Origin of the sequence: Bradyrhizobium zhanjiangense, assembly GCF_004114935.1 — a bacterium.
Lineage (GTDB): Bacteria > Pseudomonadota > Alphaproteobacteria > Rhizobiales > Xanthobacteraceae > Bradyrhizobium > Bradyrhizobium zhanjiangense.
Map to the genome: position 1 here is coordinate 119,868 of NZ_CP022221.1, position 20,683 is coordinate 140,550.

The 20,683-nt window shown below is 64.7% G+C and carries 14 protein-coding genes, 1 tRNA gene and 2 pseudogenes; 6 read left to right on the forward strand and 11 right to left on the reverse strand.

What is annotated here, in order from left to right; genetic code table 11:
- Nucleotides 1-69 precede the first annotated feature (69 nt).
- Nucleotides 70-159, reverse strand: a tRNA-Ser gene (locus XH85_RS00585).
- Between the two features lie 194 nt (nucleotides 160-353).
- On the opposite strand from XH85_RS00585, the gene XH85_RS00590 reads away from it, so the two are divergent.
- On the forward strand, nucleotides 354-695 hold the full coding sequence (locus XH85_RS00590) for a hypothetical protein (protein WP_128930302.1): 342 nt from the start codon (nucleotides 354-356) through the stop codon (nucleotides 693-695).
- A 51-nt stretch (nucleotides 696-746) separates the two neighbouring features.
- On the opposite strand, the gene pcaF is transcribed toward XH85_RS00590, so the two are convergent.
- Nucleotides 747-1,955 (reverse strand): 3-oxoadipyl-CoA thiolase, encoded by a 1,209-nt coding sequence (gene pcaF / locus XH85_RS00595; RefSeq protein WP_128930303.1) that lies wholly within the window; start codon nucleotides 1,953-1,955, stop codon nucleotides 747-749.
- Nucleotides 1,956-2,171: 216 nt separating this feature from the next.
- Here pcaF and mutS point away from each other — a divergent pair, with 216 nt between their 5' ends.
- Nucleotides 2,172-4,913: a DNA mismatch repair protein MutS gene (mutS, locus tag XH85_RS00600; protein WP_128930304.1), complete on the forward strand. Its 2,742-nt coding sequence runs from the start codon at nucleotides 2,172-2,174 to the stop codon at nucleotides 4,911-4,913.
- A 14-nt stretch (nucleotides 4,914-4,927) separates the two neighbouring features.
- Here the strand turns inward: mutS and XH85_RS00605 are convergent, their stop codons facing one another.
- The 5 genes and pseudogenes from XH85_RS00605 to XH85_RS00625 all read right to left on the reverse strand — a co-directional run bounded on the left by XH85_RS00605 (nucleotide 4,928) and on the right by XH85_RS00625 (nucleotide 9,427).
- Nucleotides 4,928-5,881 (reverse strand): IS110 family RNA-guided transposase, encoded by a 954-nt coding sequence (locus tag XH85_RS00605; protein WP_128930305.1) that lies wholly within the window; start codon nucleotides 5,879-5,881, stop codon nucleotides 4,928-4,930.
- A 318-nt stretch (nucleotides 5,882-6,199) separates the two neighbouring features.
- The gene (locus tag XH85_RS00610; RefSeq protein ID WP_128930306.1) at nucleotides 6,200-7,000 is read right to left on the reverse strand and encodes a hypothetical protein; all 801 of its coding nucleotides are present in this window, start codon (nucleotides 6,998-7,000) and stop codon (nucleotides 6,200-6,202) included.
- A 177-nt stretch (nucleotides 7,001-7,177) separates the two neighbouring features.
- A complete protein-coding gene (locus XH85_RS00615; protein WP_164934821.1) occupies nucleotides 7,178-7,687 on the reverse strand; it encodes an OsmC family protein in 510 nt (169 codons plus the stop codon).
- Between the two features lie 55 nt (nucleotides 7,688-7,742).
- A pseudogene (locus XH85_RS00620) lies at nucleotides 7,743-8,160 on the reverse strand (ATP-binding cassette domain-containing protein).
- 304 nt (nucleotides 8,161-8,464) lie between these two features.
- A pseudogene (locus XH85_RS00625) lies at nucleotides 8,465-9,427 on the reverse strand (aliphatic sulfonate ABC transporter substrate-binding protein).
- A 187-nt stretch (nucleotides 9,428-9,614) separates the two neighbouring features.
- Here XH85_RS00625 and XH85_RS00630 point away from each other — a divergent pair.
- Nucleotides 9,615-12,404, forward strand: a complete 2,790-nt coding sequence (locus XH85_RS00630; RefSeq protein ID WP_128930308.1) for a [protein-PII] uridylyltransferase — start codon at nucleotides 9,615-9,617, stop codon at nucleotides 12,402-12,404.
- A gap of 136 nt (nucleotides 12,405-12,540) precedes the next feature.
- Here XH85_RS00630 and XH85_RS00635 read toward each other — a convergent pair whose 3' ends face one another.
- The gene (locus XH85_RS00635; protein ID WP_128930309.1) at nucleotides 12,541-13,071 is read right to left on the reverse strand and encodes a methylated-DNA--[protein]-cysteine S-methyltransferase; all 531 of its coding nucleotides are present in this window, start codon (nucleotides 13,069-13,071) and stop codon (nucleotides 12,541-12,543) included.
- 40 nt (nucleotides 13,072-13,111) lie between these two features.
- Here XH85_RS00635 and XH85_RS00640 point away from each other — a divergent pair, with 40 nt between their 5' ends.
- Together XH85_RS00640 and XH85_RS00645 are read left to right on the forward strand one after the other, a co-directional pair.
- A complete protein-coding gene (locus XH85_RS00640) occupies nucleotides 13,112-13,528 on the forward strand; it encodes a DUF1304 domain-containing protein (RefSeq protein ID WP_206734833.1) in 417 nt (138 codons plus the stop codon).
- Nucleotides 13,529-13,674: 146 nt separating this feature from the next.
- A complete protein-coding gene (locus XH85_RS00645; protein WP_128930310.1) occupies nucleotides 13,675-14,901 on the forward strand; it encodes an ABC transporter substrate-binding protein in 1,227 nt (408 codons plus the stop codon).
- Nucleotides 14,902-15,036: 135 nt separating this feature from the next.
- Here XH85_RS00645 and XH85_RS00650 read toward each other — a convergent pair whose 3' ends face one another.
- On the reverse strand, nucleotides 15,037-15,462 hold the full coding sequence (locus tag XH85_RS00650) for a DUF1330 domain-containing protein (RefSeq protein ID WP_128930311.1): 426 nt from the start codon (nucleotides 15,460-15,462) through the stop codon (nucleotides 15,037-15,039).
- Nucleotides 15,463-15,630: 168 nt separating this feature from the next.
- On the opposite strand from XH85_RS00650, the gene XH85_RS00655 reads away from it, so the two are divergent.
- Nucleotides 15,631-17,844 (forward strand): transglycosylase domain-containing protein, encoded by a 2,214-nt coding sequence (locus tag XH85_RS00655; protein ID WP_128930312.1) that lies wholly within the window; start codon nucleotides 15,631-15,633, stop codon nucleotides 17,842-17,844.
- 345 nt (nucleotides 17,845-18,189) lie between these two features.
- On the opposite strand, the gene XH85_RS00660 is transcribed toward XH85_RS00655, so the two are convergent.
- Together XH85_RS00660 and XH85_RS00665 are read right to left on the reverse strand one after the other, a co-directional pair.
- Nucleotides 18,190-19,029, reverse strand: a complete 840-nt coding sequence (locus XH85_RS00660) for a M48 family metallopeptidase (RefSeq protein ID WP_128930313.1) — start codon at nucleotides 19,027-19,029, stop codon at nucleotides 18,190-18,192.
- Nucleotides 19,030-19,341: 312 nt separating this feature from the next.
- Nucleotides 19,342-20,670 (reverse strand): polyhydroxyalkanoate depolymerase, encoded by a 1,329-nt coding sequence (locus XH85_RS00665; protein ID WP_128930314.1) that lies wholly within the window; start codon nucleotides 20,668-20,670, stop codon nucleotides 19,342-19,344.
- Nucleotides 20,671-20,683: the final 13 nt, after the last annotated feature.

Below are 20,683 nucleotides of genomic sequence, written 5' to 3' on the forward strand. Positions count from 1 at the left end.
GCGGCGAGCCGCCCCCATCGATCGTACGAAATCGTAGAAAATCGTGAGCTAGCGTAAAAAATCGGGCAATGGCGGAGAGAGTGGGATTCGAACCCACGGTACGGTTTCCCGCACACACGCTTTCCAAGCGTGCGCCTTAAGCCACTCGGCCATCTCTCCGGAGCGCCCTCTCTTGAAGGGGCGCCGACGATTTTGCAAGGGATCGCGGGTAAATCGGGCGAATTTTCCGCAACATATTGTATTTACGAGAGAATATCTGATGCCGATCGACGCCCGATCCGCCCGTCAGCTGAACCTGCGGCGGGTTTGGGGCGACGATTCACGTGAGGACGCCAAACCGCCAGGGGGATGCCATGACCGTCTGCAAGACCATCACTGCGCTGAGCCTGATTTCGGCCCTGGGTGTCGCCCTCGCCACGCCGGCGATGGCGCAGGTCTGCACCCGGCAGGGCGTTGACGTGAACTGCGACGACGGGCGGCGCGGGGTGCTTTCGGGCGATGCCATCATCTGGCCGGACGGCACCCGCTCGAGCTCGACGCCGCATCCGAGCGTGATCATCGGCAACAAGAGCTCGGTGCATGTCGGGCCCGGCGTGTTCGTCGGCCAGGGCAAGGGCATCGTGCCGCTGGACGATCCCAATGCACCGAACAAGCGGCAGTGCGCGATACTGGACGGCGTGTCGTATTGCTATTGACGCAGTCGTTCTCTCTCTCCCCGTAAGAACGGGGAGAGAGAGGGGGAGACCTCAATTCAGCTTCTCGATCGCAACCGCGACACCCTGGCCGACGCCGACGCACATGGTGGCCAGCGCGAGCTTGCCGCCGCGCTTTTCCATGCCATGCACGGCGGTGAGCGCGAGACGGGCGCCGCTCATGCCGAGGGGATGGCCGAGCGCGATGGCGCCACCATGCGGATTGACGAAGTCGGCATCATCAGGCACGCCGAGCTGACGCATGCAGGCGATGCCCTGCGAGGCGAAAGCTTCGTTCAGCTCGATCAAATCGAAATCGCTGATCTTCTTGCCGAGCCGCTCCATCAGCTTGCGGGTCGCCGGCACAGGTCCAATGCCCATGATGCGCGGTGGCACGCCGGCCGAGGCGAGGCCGAGAATGCGTGCGCGGGGCGTCAGGCCGTGCCTCTTCACTGCGGCTTCGGATGCGAGGATCATCGCGGCGGCGCCGTCATTGACGCCGGAGGCGTTGCCGGCGGTGACCGTGCCCGGATTGCGCACGATCGGCTTCAGCTTGGCGAGGCCCTCCAACGTCGTCTCGGGCCGCGGATGCTCGTCCTTGTCGACTGTGATGGGGCCGGCCTTGCCGCCGGGAATCGTGATCGGCGTGATCTCTTCCGCAAAATAGCCGGCCGCAATCGCCGCGCCCGCACGCTGCTGCGAGCGGATGGCGAAGGCATCCTGGTCGGCGCGCGCGACCTGGAATTCCTCGGCGACGTTCTCGCCGGTCTCGGGCATCGCATCGACGCCGTACTGCGCCTTGAGCAGCGGATTGATGAAGCGCCAGCCGATCGTGGTGTCGAAGATCTCGGCAGAGCGCGAGAATGCCTCCTGTGCCTTGCCCATCACGAAGGGCGCGCGGGTCATCGACTCGACGCCGCCGGCAATCGCAAGCTCGATCTCGCCGGAGCGGATCGCGCGCCCCGCAGCGCCGACCGCATCCAGGCCGGAGGCGCAGAGCCGGTTCAGGGTCTGGCCGGGAACCGAATCCGGCAAGCCCGCAAGCAGAAGCGCCATGCGTGCGACGTTGCGATTGTCCTCGCCGGCCTGATTGGCGCAGCCGAAGAACACTTCGTCGACCTGGGCCCAGTCGAGATTGGGATGCTTGGCCATCAGCGCCTTGATCGGGGTAGCGGCGAGGTCATCGGCGCGCACCTTGGCGAGTGAGCCGCCGAAACGGCCGATCGGGGTCCGCACGGCATCGCAGATAAAGACGTCACGCATCGTTGTTCTCCCTGAATGCCGCGATCCGGCCCAAATTCTTCAATGTCCGCGGAGTTTTAAGAGGGCGCCCGCGGCAGGTCAATTGACGGTTTCGCGTGCGTTTTGCAGGGGCCTGCCGTTCGCCACGCATGCCGCGGTGCGGACAACGTGGAAAACCTCGCCTCTCCGGCCAAAGCGATAGGAGCAAGGGACGAAATTTTGTAGGTTGCGCCGCCCATGACAATGCAACAGCCCATTCCCGCGCCAGAGCCCGAATCCACGCCCGCTCCGCCAGCGGAAGCCGCCGCGCGCGTGACGCCGATGATGGAACAGTACCTTGAAATCAAGGCGGCGCATCAGGGCTTGCTGCTGTTCTACCGGATGGGCGACTTCTACGAATTGTTCTTCGAGGACGCCGAGATTGCCTCCAAGACGCTCGGCATCGTCTTGACCAAGCGCGGCAAGCATCAGGGCAACGACATCCCGATGTGCGGAGTGCCGGTCGAGCGCTCCGAGGATTATCTGCACCGCCTGATATCAGCCGGCCACCGCGTCGCGGTGTGCGAGCAGACCGAGGATCCCGCCGCGGCGAAAGCGCGCGGCAACAAGAGCGTGGTCCGCCGCGGCGTGGTGCGGCTGGTCACGCCGGGCACGCTGACCGAGGACACGCTGTTGGATGCGCGCGCCAACAACTACCTGTTGGCGATCGCGCGCGCCCGCTCCTCCGCCGGCGGCGACCGCTTTGGCCTTGCCTGGATCGACATCTCGACCGCCGAATTCATGGTCACCGAATGCTCTAGCGGCGAGCTTGCCGCGACGCTGGCGCGCATCAATCCGAACGAGGCGATCGTCACCGACGCGCTCTACAACGACAGCGAGCTCGGACAGACCCTGGGCGAGCTGCCGGCGGTGACGCCGCTGACCCGCGACGTCTTCGACGGCGCCACTGCCGAAAAGCGGCTGTGCGATTATTTCGCGGTCGCGACCATGGACGGGCTGGCGCAGCTCACGCGGCTGGAAGCCACGGCTGCGGCCGCCGCCGTCACCTATGTAGACCGCACCCAGGTCGGCAAGCATCCGCCGCTGTCGCCGCCAGCGCGCGAGGCCTCGGGCGCGACCATGGCGATCGATCCCGCCACCCGCGCCAATCTCGAATTGACGCGCACGCTCGCCGGCGAACGCCGTGGCTCGCTGCTCGACGCCATCGACTGCACCGTGACCTCGGCCGGCTCGCGCCTGCTGGCGCAGCGTCTGGCGGCGCCGCTGACCGATGCGCCGGCGATCGCGCGGCGGCTCGACGCAGTCAGCACCTTCGTTGCCGATTCGGCAACGCGCGAAGACATCCGCAGCATCCTGCGCGGCGCCCCCGACATGTCGCGGGCGCTGGCCCGTCTCTCGGTCGGCCGCGGCGGACCGCGCGACCTCGCCGGCATCCGCGACGGCATCATCGCAGCCGACCAGGCGCTGGCGCGGCTAGGCGAGCTCGACCAGCCGCCGCACGAGATCGCGGCGGTGATGACGGCGCTGCAAAAGCCGTCGCGCGAGGTCGCATCCGAGTTTGCCAGCGCGCTCGACGAGCAATTGCCGCTGATCAAGCGCGACGGTGGCTTCGTGCGTCAAGGCTTTGAGCCCGCGCTGGACGAAGCCCGCAATCTGCGCGATGCCTCGCGCCTGGTGGTGGCCTCGATGCAGGCCCGCTACGCCGACCAAACCGGCGTGAAGGCCCTGAAGATCCGGCACAACAACGTGCTGGGCTACTTCGTCGAGGTGACCGCGCAGCACGGCGACAAGCTGATGTCGCCGCCCCTGAATGCGACTTTCATTCATCGCCAGACGCTGGCTGGCCAGGTGCGCTTCACGACCTCCGAACTCGGTGAGATCGAGGCCAAGATCGCCAATGCCGGCGACCGTGCGCTCGGGATCGAGCTCGAAATCTTCGAGCGACTGTCCGCCAAGGCGCTCGAGATCAGTGAAGATTTGCGCGCCGCCGCGCACGGCTTTGCGCTGCTCGATGTCGCGACGTCGCTGGCCAAGCTCGCGGTCGACGAGAACTATGTGCGGCCCGAGGTCGATACCTCGCTCGGCTTTGCCATCGAGGCCGGCCGCCATCCCGTGGTGGAGCAGGCGCTCAAGCGCAATGGCGAGCCGTTCATCGCCAATGCCTGCGATCTGTCGCCGGCGCCCGGACAGAAGTCCGGCCAGCTCTGGCTGCTCACCGGTCCCAATATGGCCGGTAAATCGACTTTTCTGCGCCAGAACGCGCTGATTGCCCTGATGGCGCAGATCGGCAGCTTCGTGCCGGCGACGCGGGCGCGGATCGGCATCGTCGATCGCCTGTTCTCGCGCGTCGGCGCCGCCGACGATCTCGCCCGCGGCCGCTCCACCTTCATGGTCGAGATGGTCGAGACCGCGGCGATCCTGAACCAGGCCGGCGAGCGCGCACTCGTGATCCTCGACGAGATCGGCCGCGGCACCGCGACCTTCGACGGACTCTCGATCGCCTGGGCCGCGATCGAGCATCTGCACGAGAGCAATCGCTGCCGCACGCTGTTCGCGACGCACTATCACGAGCTGACCGCGCTCTCGGCAAAACTGCCGCGCATGTTCAACGCCACCGTGCGGGTGAAGGAGTGGCAGGGCAATGTCGTGTTCCTGCACGAGGTGCTGCCGGGCTCGGCCGACCGCTCCTACGGCATCCAGGTCGCCAAGCTCGCCGGCCTGCCGCCGGCCGTGATCACGCGGGCCAAGTCGGTGTTGGCGAAGCTGGAGGCCCAGGACCGCGGCCAGACCGCGCGCGCGCTCGCCGACGATCTGCCGCTGTTCGCCGTGCCTTCGCGCGCCGCCGCGGAAGCCGCGCCGCCGAGCGAAGCGGAGCTTTTGATGGAAGCGGTGAAGGCGTTACATCCCGACGAGATGTCGCCTCGCGAGGCGCTGGATGCGCTGTATGCGTTGAAGGCGAAACTGCCGAAGCAGTCATAGTGCCGTAGCAACCATTAAACGCCGAGGAGTTTTTCAGTCCACGGCGTTCCGCGTTGCACGACGGTGTTGGCATAGATGAGCAGCTTGCGCGCGCATGCGATGAGAGCGGCATTGTGAGCCTTTCCGGCCGCAGTCAGGCGGGCATAGAGGGCCATGACGGCCTTGTTCCAGCGGAAGGCCGCAGGCAGGGCTGCCGCAAACAGAGAGCGACGCAGGCGAGCGCGGCCGCCGGCGATACGGCGTTGGCCCTTGTACTGCCCGCTATCGTTGTCGAAGGGAGCCAGCCCGGCAAGGGCTGCGACTTCCTCCCGGCTGACACGGCCGAGTTCAGGCATGCGGACCAGGAGGGCCAGTGCCGTGCGCTCACCGATCCCGGGAATGCTCATCACGAGGTCAAGGCGGACAGCGAGATCGTGGTGAGCGCGTAGTTGCTTGGCGAGGTGACGGATTTGGGAGAGCCGCCTTGCCTTCAACCGGGCAATGTCATCCAGCACGATGCGGCGTAGCCGAGGCTTCTCGAGATGCTCGAGCCGGGTCTTGAAGCGCTTGATGTCGTCCTCGATCTGCTCGAGGAAGGTGAGCTGCTCGGCGAGCTCCGCCAAGCGCGGATCCGGCGCACTCCTCACCTCTTCGAGCGATGCCGCGCAGGCAGCAATCAGCGCGGCATCCAGCGTATCGTTCTTGGCGCGACGCAATCGGGAGCGGCCGAACGCCTTGACCTGGATCGGCTGCAGCACCAGCACGATGACGCCGGCCGCACGCAAATGCTCCACTACCCCACGCTCGTAACCGCCGGTCGCTTCGATCCCGACTCGCTTGACGCCAGCTTTGGTCAGCAGCTGCACCAGCTTCCGCCAACCGGGAAGGTCGTTGGCGACCTCCCAACCCTCGTCTCGACCATGAACTACAATGTCGAGCTTCGCCTTGGACGTATCGATTCCCGCTGTCGTCGTGCTAGTCTGTGCCATCTTCGTCGACCCTGCCTTGTGAAGCGAACCTGATTGTTCCGGCAACCATCCGGGTCCGATGAAGGTGCTGGCGCGATCCTGCTACGGGGCAGCCACAAACTGCTCAGGGTGGGCGCGATCCGATCGCCAGCGGCCTGCCGCGGGTTGCAGCCGCGGCAGGCCATTCCTCACGGAACACGCCGACAATATCTGATTGCGCTATTACAAGGGTGGGCAAAGGCGCAAAGCGCCGTGCCCACCATGCAACGGCGAATCCGCAGGCAGATGGTGGGCACGGCGCGCGAAATGCGCGCCTTTGCCCACCCTACGGTACGAAGCTCACGCCACCGCCAGCCGCTTCCTTCGCCCGTTCCACCAAAGCGTCAGATTCCACACGATGCAGGTGGCGAGACCCATGCTGAGGCCGATCGCGGAGCCGAAGTTTGCGGCGCCGAGATGCATCACTGCGATCGCCATACCAAACCCGAGCAGGCCCCAGGCGGAGTTGGCGAGCACCGCGGCGGTCGGCGGGCCGCCGATGCGCGGGTGCAGGATCACCATCATGCTGGTGAAGACGATCGGGTAGAGCGCGATGATGCCGGACACCCGCGGGCCGACCCAGCCCGACGTCGAAACCACGATCGCGACCAGTGTCGCCACCAGCGCGGCGCGGAACGGAATGTCGTACCAGCGACGCGTGACCAACGGCATCTTCACGTGGCGGTACCTAGCGAGCAGCGGAATGCAGATGCCGAAGGCAATCAGGTTCACGGCGAGCCCGGCCGTCAAGGTCCAGTCGAACAGGCGGATGAGGGAGGCCAGCACGATCCACACCGCTATCGCGCTGCCTGCACTCACCAGCAGATTGTTCCGCTGCGCCAGCACGACATAGCAGAGGCCAAGCACGATCGTCGCGGCGTTCACCGGAAGGCTCGACAGCGCGCCTTGCGCGATGAAGGCGGCGTCATGGTCGAGCGCGAGGAAGACGTAGGAAGGTCCCGCCGAGATCGGCAGCGTCGCCACCAGCGCCCCGATCACCGGCCCCGAGCGTTCAGTGATGATCGACGCCGTCACGACGAACGCCGCCGCGATCGCCATGCGCAGGAGAAGGAAGAAGATGAAGTGGATGTCGGGGGACATTTTTGGCTTCTTACCCTCCCCTGGAGGGGGAGGGTCGGCTCATATTGAGCGCAGCGAAATATGCGGCGGGGTGGGGTGACAGTCTCTCGACGGAGACGGTGCCCGAGTGGAGAGATCACCCCACCCCGCTCGCGCTGCGCGCGATCGACCCTCCCCCCCCAGGGGAGGGTAAGAGAGTCACATCCGCTGCATCGACACCGACACCTTCGGGCCGTTCTTGATGGTCTGATAGACCACGCAATAGCGCTCGGTGAGTTTCAGCAACAGATCGAGCTTGTCTTGCGGCGCATCAGTGTCGACCTCGAAGCGTAGGCGGATCTCGGCGAAGCCGACCGGGGTCTCCTTGTCAACGCCGAGCGTGCCGCGGAAGTCGAGGTCGCCCTCGGCATAGACATTGCCGGTCCTAAGCGGCACCTCGATCGCGGTCGCAACCGATTTCAGCGTGACGCCGGCACAGGCGACCAGCGCTTCCAGCAACATGTCGCCGGAGCAGAGCTCGAGGCCGGAGCCGCCGGTGGCGGGATGCAGACCAGCCATCGCGATGGCGCGGCCGGTTTCGACCTTGCAGGCGATGCCATCGCTGTCGGTGGAGCCCTTGGCCTTCAGCGTGATCAGCGCAGCCTTCGGATCGGTCTTGTAGCGCTCCTTGAGCGGGGCCTGCATCTGGCGCAATTGGGCAGCGTCCATGTTCGTTCTCTCCCGGAAAGATTGCTCCTCGATGTACCGGCTTGAAGGCGGATTGTCACCACCACAGGGCCTGACCGGGACCCTGGGTTGCGTCACGGTCGGGTACGCTACGGTCGAGGGAACGATCGAGTGACGTCAGCAACGTCAGCACATGCGTGACGAGGATCAAGGTCGGCTGCGTGTCGGCCCAGAGGTCGAACAGATGATCCTCCAGATCCCTGCGGGTGAAGGCATCGAGCGCGGAGAACGGCTCGTCGAGCATTGGCATGCGGCGAACTGATCGCCTCGTCGTCGAGCGTCACCGTGCCCGAGCTGGCCCGATCGAGGCCGGCGATGGCGCGGAGCAATGCTGACTTGCCGCAGCCGCAGCCGCCGATGATGGCGATGATCTCGCCCTGCCTGATCTCGGCGGAGAAACGCGCCAGCGCCTCGACGCCGTTGGGATAGGTCTTGCTGATCCGGTCGAGCGCCAGGCGGCCGCGCTCTCGGTTGGTTCCGATGATCGTTGCAGCACTGGCGCGTGGGAGATCATGGCCGGTAGGAACCGCGTCTGGTCGGGGAATGCAAGGGCGCGAGGCAATCTCCATTGTCGTCCCGGACAAGCGCGCCTCCAGCGCGCGCCGATCCGGGACCCTAGCCACAGGAAGACGTGGTTGCGAGGACTCGGAGTGACCGTCTTCACGCCACAACCACTCCCTGTGATGGGTCCCAGGTCTGCGCTTACGCTTGCCCGGGACGACGGCGGAATTTGCTGCGCGCGTGCCTCTTCCCTGCGAACTAATTCGTCGGCAGCGGGACCTGGTCGTCGATCAGGGCGTCCAGCGTCGCCTTCACGTCGATCTTGGCATCGACGACACCGGCCTGTTGCAGGGCAAGGCCGGCGGCGAGAAGCGATTCGCGTTGCGGCGCGCCGATGCGGCTGTGGGTGAGCTCGGTGCGCTCCTTGAGCTGCTTGTCGACGACAGCCTCAGGCAGTTTCGTGACCGCGATGAAGATCTTCTTCAGCTCGTCGTAATTCGTCAGCGAATATTTGCGCGCCTCCTCCTAGACCGCGAGGACGCGGCGCGCAATGTCGGGATAGTCCGTCAAGAACTGCTCGCGCACATTGAGGATGCCCCAGGTGTTGGCATCGGCCTTGCGATAGAACAGCTTTGCGCCCTCCTCGACCTCAGCCTGCGCCATCATCGGATCGAGACCGGCCCAGGCATCGACGTCGCCGCGGATCAGCGCGGTCTTGCCCTCGGCGTGCTGGAGCAGCACCGGCGTGATGTCCTTTTCGGTGAGACCCGCGCCAAGCAGGGCACGCACCAGGAAGATGTGCGGATCGGTGCCGCGCGTGACCGCGACACGCTTGCCCTTGAGGTCGGCAACGCCAGCGATCTTGGAATCCTTTGATGTCACCAGCGCTGTCCATTCGGGACGCGAGTAGACATAGATCGACTTGATCGGGTTGCCGTTGATGTGGGCGACCAGCGCGGCCGAGCCCGCGGTCGAGCCGAAGTCGATCGAGCCGGCGTTGAGGAATTCAAGCGCCTTGTTGGAGTCGGCCGACTGCACCCAGGTGACCGTGATACCGTCCTTGGCGAACTCTTTCTCCAGGAGCTTCAGCACCAGCGACACCGGATTGTAGGTCGCCCAGTCGATGCGGATTTCCTTGAGCGGGTCCGCCGCCTAGGCCGCGGGGGTCAATGCGAGCGTCACAGCTCCCGCCAACAGAATGCGTCGTGTAATCCTGGCCATGCCCGACTCCTCAAAAATTTCATTGTTTTTCAATGAGTTATAGCTAGAGGTCAACGAGAAAATCCGTCCCTTGCGAGCGCGCGGCCCGAGAACAGATTTGCGCAAAGCCGCAGCTTTCCAGCATGGAACGGCTATTGCCAGAGAATGGCGGGTGACAGCGCCTGCCGCCTCTTATATCCGGTGAGACATGGACAGCGTCGCGATTGAAAAGAAGCCAGAGACGGATGACCGCTTCGACACCGCGCGGATCACCGCCGCGGTCGATGCGCTCGCCGAAAAGCACGAGGGCCGCGAGGACACGTTCCGCACGGCCATGGCGCAATTGCTCAAGGCTGAGCTGATCGCCTCGCGCGCCGCGGCACAGGCGATCCTTTTGAAGGACCGTCACGGAAGGCGCTGCGCCGAGCGGCTGTGCCATGTCCAGGACGAGATCATCCGCGTCCTCTATTCAGCGGCAACGCGGCATCTCTACCGCTCGCCGATCCCGAGCGGCGCCGAGCGCATGGCGGTGGTGGCGACCGGCGGCTATGGCCGCGGCCTGATGGCGCCCGAATCCGACATCGATCTCTTGTTTATCCTGCCCTACAAGCAGACCGCCTGGGGCGAGCAGGTCGCCGAAGCCATCCTCTACTGCCTGTGGGACATGGGGCTGAAGGTCGGCCACGCCACCCGCTCGGTCGACGAATCGATCCGCCAGGCGCGCGGCGACATGACGATCCGCACCGCGATCCTGGAGACGCGCTTCCTGACCGGCGACAAGCCGCTCTATGACGAATTGGTCGAGCGCTTCGACAAGGAGGTGGTGCAGGGCACCGCGTCCGAATTCGTTACCGCAAAACTCGCCGAGCGCGAGGAGCGGCATCGCCGCGGCGGCCAGTCGCGCTATCTGGTCGAACCCAACGTCAAGGACGGCAAGGGCGCCCTGCGCGACCTGCACACGCTGTTCTGGATCGCCAAGTACGTCTATCGCGTCCGCGACACCGATGAGCTGGTCGAGCGCGGCGTGTTCGACGCGCAGGAATATCGCAGCTTCCGCCGCTGCGCCGATTTCCTCTGGTCGGTGCGCTGCAATCTGCATTTCTACTGCAATCGCGCCGAGGAGCGCCTCTCCTTCGACCTGCAGCGCGAGATCGCGGTCCGGCTCGGCTACACCTCGCATCCCGGCATGCAGGACGTCGAGCGCTTCATGAAGCACTACTTCCTGGTCGCCAAGGAAGTCGGCAACCTCACCGCCATCCTCTGCGCCAAGCTCGAGGACCAGCAGGCCAAGCCGGCGCCGGTGCTGAGCCGGATGATGGCGCGGCTGCGGCCCAGCACCGTGAAGCGGCGCGTGCCTGATAGCGACGACTTCATCGTCGACAACAACCGCATCAACATCGCTGCGCCCGATGTCTTCAAGCACGATCCGGTCAATTTGATCCGGATCTTCCGCCTGGCGCAGAAGAACAACCTCGCCTTTCATCCGGATGCGATGCGCGACGTGACGCGCTCGCTCGGCCTGATCAACGGGCAGCTTCGCGAGAATCCCGAGGCCAATCGGCTGTTCATGGAGATCCTGACCTCCAACGACGCCGAGACCGTGCTGCGACGGATGAACGAGACCGGCGTGCTCGGTCACTTCATCCGCGCCTTCGGCAAGATCGTCTCGATGATGCAGTTCAACATGTATCATCACTACACCGTTGACGAGCATCTGATCCGCTGCATCGGCTTCCTCCAGGACATCGAGCGCGGCGGCATCGAGGAGTTCGCGCTCGCCAGCGACCTCATGCGCAAGACGAGGCCCGAGCACCGCGCGGTGATCTACATCGCGACGCTGCTGCACGACGTCGCCAAGGGCCGGCTGGAGGATCACTCCATCGCCGGCGCCAAGGTGGCGCGGCGGCTGTGCCCGCGGCTCGGCTTCAGTCCGGCCGATACCGAGCTTGTGGCCTGGCTGATCGAGGAACACCTGACGATGTCGACGGTCGCGCAGTCGCGCGACTTGTCGGATCGCAAGACCATCGAGAATTTTGCCGCCGTGGTGCAGTCGGTCGAGCAGATGAAGCTGCTGACGATTCTCACCACCGCCGATATCCGCGGCGTCGGCCCGGGCGTGTGGAACGGCTGGAAGGCGCAGCTGCTGCGCTCGCTCTATTACGAGACCGAGCCGGTGCTGACCGGCGGCTTCTCGGAAGTCGATCGCGGCAAGCGCCTCGCGGCCGCCTACGCCGAATTCCGCATGGCCTTCGCCGAATGGCCGGAGGATGAGCTCGATGCCTATATCGGCCGGCACTATCCGGCCTATTGGCTCAAGGTCGAGCTGCCGCGCAAGATCCGCCACGCCCGCTTCGTCCGCTCCAGCGAGCAGGCCGGCCACAAGCTCGCGATCAATGTCGGCTTCGACGAGGTGCGCGGCGTCACCGAGCTCACGATCTTCGCGGCCGACCATCCCTGGCTGCTGTCGATCATCGCCGGCGCCTGCGCCTCGGCCGGCGCCAATATCGTCGACGCCCAGATCTACACCACCACCGACGGCCGCGCGCTCGATACGATCTCGATCTCCCGGGAATATGACCGCGACGAGGACGAGGGGAGGCGCGCCACGCGGATCGGCGAGATGATCGAGGACGTGCTGGAGGGCAAGCTGCGCCTGCCGGAAGTGGTGGCGCGGCGCACCGTGCGCAGCAAGGCGAAGCCCTTCGTGATCGAGCCGGAAGTGACCATCAACAACCAATGGTCCGACCGTTACACGGTGATCGAGGTCTCCGGCCTCGACCGGCCCGGCCTGCTCTACGAGCTGACCACCGCGATCTCGAAGCTCAACCTCAACATCGCCTCGGCCCATGTCGCGACCTTCGGCGAGCGCGCGCGCGACGTGTTCTACGTCACCGACCTCCTGGGCGCGCAGATCAACGCGCCGACACGGCAGGCCGCAATCAAGAGCGCGCTAACCCATGTGATGGCCGGCGACAAGGCGGTGCAGCCGGCGGCGTGACCCTCGTCGTTCCGGGGCGCGCGTAGCGCGAGCCCGGAATCCATTCATCCGCAGAGTCGGTGGCGCCATAGATTCTCAGGTGCGCAATTGCGCACCATAGCTCGCCGCTCCGCGGCGCCCCGGAATGACGGCCGGACTACACCTCCGCCCCTTCATGCCGCAGCAGCCAGCGCTTGCGCTCGAGGCCACCGCCGTATTTCACCAGTGAGCCATCGGCGCCGATCAGGCGGTGGCAGGGCAGCACCACGCTGATCGGGTTGGAGCCGTTGGCGTGGCCGACGGCGCGAATTGCTTTGGGCATGTCGATCCTTGCGGCGAGCGCGCCATAGCTCATCGTGGTCCCGGTGGGGATTTGTGCGAGCGCCGTCCAGACCTTTTGCTGGAACGACGTGCCGGCGATGCGCCATGCGATGGCCGAGAGCCGGCCGAGGTCGCCTTCAAAATAGCCCGACAGCGCAGTCCGCATCTGCGTCGGTGCAGGCTGATCGCGGAGGTCCACCGCACCATAATGCAGCCGCAACAGCTCGCGCATACGGTGCTCGTAGTCTTCCCAATCGAGCGCGCGCAACACGCCCTCGGCGTCGGTGACGAGCAGCGCGATGCCGATCGGCGTTGCCAGGCGATCGAGACCGAAGCGTTCAGGCGTTTTGGTTGATCGAGCGGGCATTGCGGCACCGTTGCATCGAAATACGTCCGTCGCACTTGCCATGCCGGCCGTGCTAACGTCCACCCGAAAGCTGACGCTTTTGGGGGAGCTCAACTTGATTTTGATCGCCAATCTTCTGGTGGCGCTGGTCGCCATCCTGCATGTCTTCTTCCTGATCCTGGAGATGTTTCTCTGGGACAAGCCGCTGGGCTTGAAGGTGTTTCGCAACACGCCTGACAAGGCCGAGATGACGAAGGTGCTGGCCGCCAATCAGGGCCTCTATAACGGCTTCCTCGCCGCCGGCCTGATCTGGGGTCTCGTTCACGGCAATCCTGCCTTCGCGTTCCAGATCAAGGCGTTCTTCCTGCTTTGCGTGATCGTGGCTGGCGCTTATGGCGCCGCGACCGTCAGCTCACGCATCCTGATGGTGCAGGCGCTGCCGGCGGCGATTGCGCTGGTGGCATTGTTCCTGGCCTAGCTTTTGGCCTGAGGCGCTACGGCGCAGCGCCGTGATCCTTGCGCGGCGGCGAACGTTCCTCCACAATCTTCGGCAGCGATGGCGACCGTTGCAATCAACGGACAAAGACCATCGATCGAAAATTCCGTCAGGAGGAACGACCCAATATGACCAATCGCAGAGCCTTCCTAGCTGCCACGACGGCGCTCGCCTTCGCGTTCTCCGCGAGCCAAGCCCTCGCCCAGAAGAAATACGACACCGGCGCGAGCGACACCGAGATCAAGATCGGCCAGACCGTCCCGTTCTCCGGCGCCTATTCGGTCTACGCCAATATCGGCAAGACCCAGGCCGCCTATTTCAAGATGATCAACGATCAGGGCGGCATCAACGGTCGCAAGATCAATTTGATCCAGTATGACGACGCCTATTCGCCGCCGAAGACTGTCGAGCAGGTGCGCAAGCTGGTCGAAGGCGACGAGGTGCTGTTCACTTTCCAGCTGATCGGCACCGCTGCGAACGCCGCCGTGCAGAAATATCTCAACGGCAAGAAGATCCCACAGCTCCTCGCCTCGACCGGCGCGGCGCGGTTCAACGACCCGCAGAACTATCCCTGGACCATCGCCTATAATCCCAACTACGTGTCCGAGGGGCGCATCTACGCAAAATACATTCTCGCCAATCATCCCAACGCCAAGATCGGCGTGCTCTATCAGAACGACGATATGGGCCGCGACTATCTCGCGGGCCTCAAGAGCGGTCTCGGCGACAAGGCCGCCAGCATGATCGTCGGCGAGGTCTCCTATGAGGTCACCGACCCGACCGTCGACTCGCAGGTGGTCAAGCTGAAATCGATGGGCGCCGACCTGTTCTACGACGCGTCGACGCCGAAATTCGCAGCGCAGGCGATCAAGAAGCTCGCCGACCTCGGCTGGTCCCCGGTGCATATCCTCGACATCAATGCGAGCCCGGTGTCGGCGACATTGAAACCCGCAGGCCTCGACATCTCCAAGGGCATCATCTCCACCAATTACGGCAAGGACCCCGGCGATCCCCAGTGGAAGGACGATCCGGGCGTGAAGGCCTTCTTCGCCTTCATGGACAAGTATTTTCCGGAAGGCGACAAGCTCAACACCGTCAACACCTACGCCTATTCGGTGGCCGAGCTGCTGGTGCAGGTTCTGAAGCAATGCGGCGACAACCTGACGCGTGAGAACGTCATGAAGCAGGTCGCCGGCATCAAGGGCTATACGCCGAGCCTGGCGCTGCCCGGCATCAAGATCACTACGGGCCCGAACGACTATCGCATCAACAAGCAGATGCAGATGATGAAGTTCAACGGCGAGCGCTGGGAGCTGTTCGGACCGATCATCGCAGACACCGGGCCGTCGGGTTAGTGTTGGCCTCGGTAGGGTGGGGTGGGCATAGGCGCGCAGCGCCGTGCCCACCATCTCTCCACGATCGCATGAGACGTGGTGGGCACGCGCCGGAATGCGCATTCGCGCACTCCGGCGCTTTGCCCACGCTATGGACTACGTCGGTATCTCGCCAAAGTTCTTCCCCACCGGCAGCACTGCATGCCGAATCAGACGCGAATCCTCCACCGCTGCCTGCCTATGCTTGACCGCTTCGCGATAGACGGGATCGCGGATCATCTCGACGAAGGCAGCAACGCTGGGATATTCGGCGATGAAGCAATGGTCCCAGCGCTCGTCTTGCGGACCGATCAGCATCAGCTCGAACCTGCCCTGCCAGATGATGCGGCCGCCGAGGCGCTCGAACACCGGGCCGCTCTCGCGGCCATAGGCCGCATAGGCTTCCGCGCCGCTCGCCTTGCGGCCGTCCGGATAGGCCGCCTCCTTGCGCAACCGCACCAGGTTGAGCATGTGGATCGGGCCCGGGCGGTCGTTGTCCCGGAATTGCGCGAAGATCTCCTTGGTTGGATCGATATGGCCCATGCGAGTTCCCTCTTTCTTGATGCGGGCGATCCTAGCTCCGGCGCCTCAGAAGCGGAACTGCGACCGGCGAATGCCGCACCTCCTAATCGCGCGTTAAGCTTTGTGTAACCGGGCCTTAAACAGCGACCGCTAGCGTGCGGCGGGGCGGGCTGACCGGGCGTTTTGCGTATGGCGTGGGGAAAGAAAAAGGGTGGGCGGAAGGAGCCGTTGTTCGGCTTGCCCGCGGCGCTCGCCGATCTGCGCCTGACGGCTGCGGACCGCATTCCCGGCGGCGAGGACAAGCCCAAGAAGTCAGCGAAAGCATCCGCCAAGCGCAAGAGCGAGGATGCCGGCGACGAGCCGCCGCCGCGCGAGCGCAAGGCTCCGGCCGGTCGCAGCGGCGCCAAACGCCGATCGAAATCGCGCGGAGGCTTTAGCCTCGGCCGCCTGGTCTATTGGGGCGCGGTGCTCGGCCTGTGGGGCGTCATCGCCGTGATCGGCATCGTGATCTATGTCGGCGCCCATCTGCCGCCGATCCAGTCGCTGGAGATCCCTAAGCGGCCACCGACGATTCAGATCGTCGGCATCGACGGCAGCATGCTGGCGCAGCGCGGCGAGATGGCCGGCGCCAACATCGCGCTGAAGGATTTGCCGCCCTATCTCCCCAAGGCATTCATCGCCATCGAGGACCGCCGCTTCTATTCGCATTTCGGCATTGACCCGGTCGGCATCCTGCGCGCCCTCGTCACCAATGTGCTCCATCGCGGCGTCTCGCAGGGCGGCTCGACGCTAACCCAGCAGCTCGCGAAAAACCTGTTCCTGACCCAGGAGCGCACCATGCAGCGCAAGCTGCAGGAGGCAGAGCTCGCGATCTGGCTGGAGCGCAAGCATTCCAAGAACGAGATTCTGGAGCTCTATCTGAACCGCGTCTATTTCGGCTCCGGCGCCTACGGCGTCGAAGCTGCCGCGCAGAAATATTTCGGCAAGTCGGCGAAGAACGTGACGATCGCTGAAGCGGCCATGCTGGCCGGCCTCGTCAAATCGCCCTCGCGCCTTGCGCCGAACCGCAATCCCGAGGGCGCGGAAGCGCGCGCGCAAATCGTGCTGGCGGCGATGGCGGATGCAAAGTTCATCACCGACGCGCAGGCCAAGGCCTCGATCGGCCATCCCTCCTACGAGGTGAAGCCGGTCGGCGCCGGCACGGTCAATTACGTCGCCGATTGGATCGGCGAAGTGCTGGACGACCTGGTCGGCCAGATCGATGAGAGCATCAAGGTCGAGACCACGATCGATCCAAAGCTCCAGAGCGTGGCGGAAGCCGCCATCATCGACGAGCTCGCGGCCAAGAGCGTCAAGTTCAACGTCAGCCAGGGCGCACTGGTGGCGATGGCGCCCGATGGCGCCGTGCGCGCCATGGTGGGCGGGCGGAACTATTCCGAGAGCCAGTACAACCGCGCGGTCACGGCAAAACGCCAGCCGGGCTCCTCGTTCAAGCCGTTCGTGTACCTCACCGCGCTCGAGCAGGGGCTGACGCCGGATACCGTCCGCCAGGACGCGCCGATCGAGGTGAAGGGTTGGCGGCCTGAGAACTACACCCACGAATATTTCGGCGCGGTGACGCTGACGCAGGCGCTGGCGATGTCGCTCAACACGGTTGCCATACGCCTCGGCCTCGAGGTCGGGCCGAAGAACGTGGTGCGCACCGCGCACCGGCTCGGCATCTCCTCGAAACTCGAGCCCAATGCCTCGATCGCGCTGGGCACCTCGGAAGTCTCCATGGTCGAGCTGGTCGGCGCCTATGCCCCCTTCGCCAATGGCGGCCTTGCGGTGACGCCGCATGTCGTGACGCGGATCAGGACGCTCAGTGGCAAGCTGCTCTACATGCGCCAGCCGGACGAGCGCAACCAGGTGATCGACCCCCGCTATGTCGGCATGATGAACACGATGATGCGGGAGACCTTGATCAACGGTACCGCCAAGAAGGCCGAAATCCCCGGCTGGCCGGCGGCCGGCAAGACCGGCACCAGCCAGGATTACCGCGACGCCTGGTTCATCGGCTACACCGCCAACCTCGTCACCGGCGTCTGGCTCGGCAATGACGACAACTCGCCGACCAAGAAGGCGACCGGCGGCGGCCTGCCGGTTGAAGTCTGGACGCGCTTCATGCGCACGGCGCACGAGGGCGTGCCCGTGGCCGCCTTGCCGAATTCACAAGCCAGCTGGGGCCTGTCGAACCTCGCGCAGGCGGCTTCGCAGGTGTCTCCGCCGACAGCGCCTGGGCCGGCACCGGCGAACAATGGCGGCTATCGCCCACCGCCTCCCACGCGCGCCAATGTGCGCCCCGAGGCGGCTGCGGGGCTCGATGGCTGGCTGATGGATCGCCTGTTTGGCGGGAATCGATAGGTTGGGGCCGAGGGCCTTGGGCCCCTTGAAACAAAAACTGCGAAAACAACCCCATGCACAATAGACGGCAATCGCCGGCGCGATGCGCGGCTGATGATGCGAAGCGTTTGATGCGGCGGGACTAAACGAGCGAGACGCGCAATCGTCGCGAAGTGTGGCGAAAATCGAGCGAGAGGCTTGGGTGTTGCTCCACCCTGCCCTGTCATTCCCGCGAGGGCGGGGAATCCAGTACGCCGCGGCGTCTCGGCCGACAACAACCGTCTCTGGAATACTGTCGTCGCCCGGTCAAGCCGGGCGACGACATCGAATGCTGTGCTGGTAGTGGCGCTTAACCCGCAACGAGGCCTAATCCTCGGCCCCATACCGGTGCAGGTCGTTGCCGTACGTGTCGAGCCACTTCTTGGCACGCTCCATCGACGGGCAGACTTTTCCGCACACGCGCCAGAACCGCGCCGAGTGGTTCATCTCGACGAGATGGGCGACCTCGTGGGCGGCGAGGTAGTCGAGCACGAAGGGCGGCGCGAGGATCAGGCGCCAGGAGAACGACAGCGAGCCGGCCGAGGTGCAGGAACCCCAACGGCTGGATTGGTCGCGGATCGAGAGCCGCTTGACCCTGACGCCGAGCTCGGCCGCGTAGGCTTCCGCCGAGCGCTGAAGGTCCCGGCGCGCCTCGCGCTTGAGGAAGTCGCTGACGCGGCGGTCGACATAGTCGAAACCGCCGGCAACGCAGAGAATGCGTTCACCGCTGTCGCGCATCTCGGTCCACACCGTGCCACGCTCACCGGCGCGGTGAACGATGCGATGGGGAACGCCGCGCAGCGGTATCACCGTTCCCGACTGGAACGGAGCGGCCTTCGGCAAGCGACCGAGACGTGCAGCGATCCACGCACCGTGACGCTGCGCGAAGTCCTTGGCCTCGACCAGCGTGCCACGCGGCGGCATGGTGAGGATGGCTTCGCGGTCGCTCGGATGAATTCTGAGCGTGTAGCGGCGCGCGCGTCTGTGTCGGCGCAACCTGATCGCGAAAAACTGCGATCCGTGGGTGATGACGAGGGTCTTCGGTTCGTGGGGCCGCCGATAAAGGAGCGCGCGAGTGGCCATGTCTGTCAGTCCGGGGGGCAGGAGGGCGCCCGGATTCTGCCATAACCGCCGCCATGGAAAGCGCTCGGCGCAAAAACAAATCATTTGCCCAATATACAGCGGTCAAGCGTCCGGGAGACCCTACAGACTGGGGTTGGAACCCGTTTTTTTCGCCCCCGCTGGATGCATGCGGCACCCCCAAGGGCTGAGTGTCGACTCACTCCTATAAGGCTACCTAAATACCGCGAATCTGGAGGGAAGCGACCCCTGTCGGAGCCTCCGACAGGGCCTGAATTTTCGACGGGAAAGCCGAAATACGCGACCAGAGCCGCACCGATGAAATCGGAGCGGCTCTTGTTTCCTGTTTTGACGCGTTTTCTCTACGCGAACCGGTCGCCACTTCGCTCGAAAAACGCTCTATTCGGCCGCGAGCGCCTGCAATGAGCTCGGATTCGCCGCCGAGACCATGAAATCATGAATCCGCGGCAAGATTTCCGACTTGAAACGCGAACCGTTGAACACGCCGTAATGTCCGACGCCCTTCTGGACGTAATGAACGCGGCGATGATCGGGAATCGAGCTGCACAATGTGTGCGTTGCTTCGGTCTGACCGAGACCGGAGATGTCGTCCTTCTCGCCTTCGACCGTCATCAACGCCACACGCGTGATCTTGGAGGGATCGACGCGTGTTCCACGATGGGTCATCTCGCCCTTGGGCAGCGCGTGCTTCACGAACACGGTGTCGACGGTTTGCAGATAATACTCGGCGGAGAGGTCCATGACCGCGAGATATTCATCGTAGAACTCGCGATGCTTGTCGACGAGGTCACCGTCGCCCTTCACCAGATTGGCGAAGAGCTGCTTGTGCGCATCCATGTGCCGGTCGAGATTCATGCTGATGAAGCCGTTGAGCTGCAGGAATCCCGGATAGACGTCGCGCATCATGCCCGGATGCGGGAACGGCACCTTGGTGATGACATGGTTGCGGAACCAGTCGATGCCGCGCTCCTGAGCGAGGTTGTTCACCGCGGTCGGATTGCGGCGGGTATCGATCGGCCCGCCCATCAGCGTCATCGAGGTGGGCACGAAGGGATCGCGCCGCGCTTCCATGATCGAGACGGCGGCGACGACGGGCACGGAGGGCTGGCACACCGCCATGACATGGGTGTGGCCGCCGAGGACGTGCAGCATCTCGATGACATAGTCGATGTAGTCGTCGAGGTCGAAGCGGCCTTCGCTGAGCGGCACCATGCGGGCATCGGCCCAATCGGTGATGTAGACCTCATGCGCGGGCAGGAGGGCTTCCACCGTGCCGCGCAGCAGCGTGGCATAATGGCCGGACATCGGCGCGACGATCAGCACGCGCGGCTGCGGGCTGCGCAAGGGACGGGCGAACTTGCGATCGAAGTAGAGCAGCTGGCAGAACGGCTTTTCCCAGACCGAGCGGATCTCGACGGGGACGCGGATGCCGTTGACCTCGGTGTCGTTGAGGCCCCATTCCGGCTTGCCGTAGCGGCGCGTGGTGCGCTCGAACAATTCGCAGGCCGCGGCGACCGACTTGCCGACCTCGGTGCGCGCCAAGGGATTGAGGGGATTCTGAAACAGGAGCTTGGTCGCATCGGTGACCGCGCGGGCCGGATTGAGAGAGGCATGCGCCATCTCGTACATCCAGTACATCGGCGTCGTCAGGACCGGACTGCCTTCAGCCGCCAGGGGCGGCGCGCCGCCAAACTCACCAATAGGCATCGCTATATTCCTC

Coding starts and splice junctions, on each gene's coding strand:
- XH85_RS00615 (WP_164934821.1), bottom strand. CDS start 7,687: ATGGACGCTGCCCAATTGCGCCAGATGCAGGCCCCGCTCAAGGAGCGC.
- XH85_RS00660 (WP_128930313.1), bottom strand. CDS start 19,029: ATGATTTGTTTTTGCGCCGAGCGCTTTCCATGGCGGCGGTTATGGCAG.
- XH85_RS00645 (WP_128930310.1), top strand. CDS start 13,675: ATGACCAATCGCAGAGCCTTCCTAGCTGCCACGACGGCGCTCGCCTTC.
- XH85_RS00635 (WP_128930309.1), bottom strand. CDS start 13,071: ATGCCCGCTCGATCAACCAAAACGCCTGAACGCTTCGGTCTCGATCGC.
- XH85_RS00650 (WP_128930311.1), bottom strand. CDS start 15,462: ATGGGCCATATCGATCCAACCAAGGAGATCTTCGCGCAATTCCGGGAC.
- pcaF (WP_128930303.1), bottom strand. CDS start 1,955: ATGCGTGACGTCTTTATCTGCGATGCCGTGCGGACCCCGATCGGCCGT.
- XH85_RS00610 (WP_128930306.1), bottom strand. CDS start 7,000: ATGTCCCCCGACATCCACTTCATCTTCTTCCTTCTCCTGCGCATGGCG.
- mutS (WP_128930304.1), top strand. CDS start 2,172: ATGACAATGCAACAGCCCATTCCCGCGCCAGAGCCCGAATCCACGCCC.
- XH85_RS00605 (WP_128930305.1), bottom strand. CDS start 5,881: ATGGCACAGACTAGCACGACGACAGCGGGAATCGATACGTCCAAGGCG.
- XH85_RS00665 (WP_128930314.1), bottom strand. CDS start 20,670: ATGCCTATTGGTGAGTTTGGCGGCGCGCCGCCCCTGGCGGCTGAAGGC.
- XH85_RS00590 (WP_128930302.1), top strand. CDS start 354: ATGACCGTCTGCAAGACCATCACTGCGCTGAGCCTGATTTCGGCCCTG.
- XH85_RS00630 (WP_128930308.1), top strand. CDS start 9,615: ATGGACAGCGTCGCGATTGAAAAGAAGCCAGAGACGGATGACCGCTTC.
- XH85_RS00640 (WP_206734833.1), top strand. CDS start 13,112: ATGCCGGCCGTGCTAACGTCCACCCGAAAGCTGACGCTTTTGGGGGAG.
- XH85_RS00655 (WP_128930312.1), top strand. CDS start 15,631: ATGGCGTGGGGAAAGAAAAAGGGTGGGCGGAAGGAGCCGTTGTTCGGC.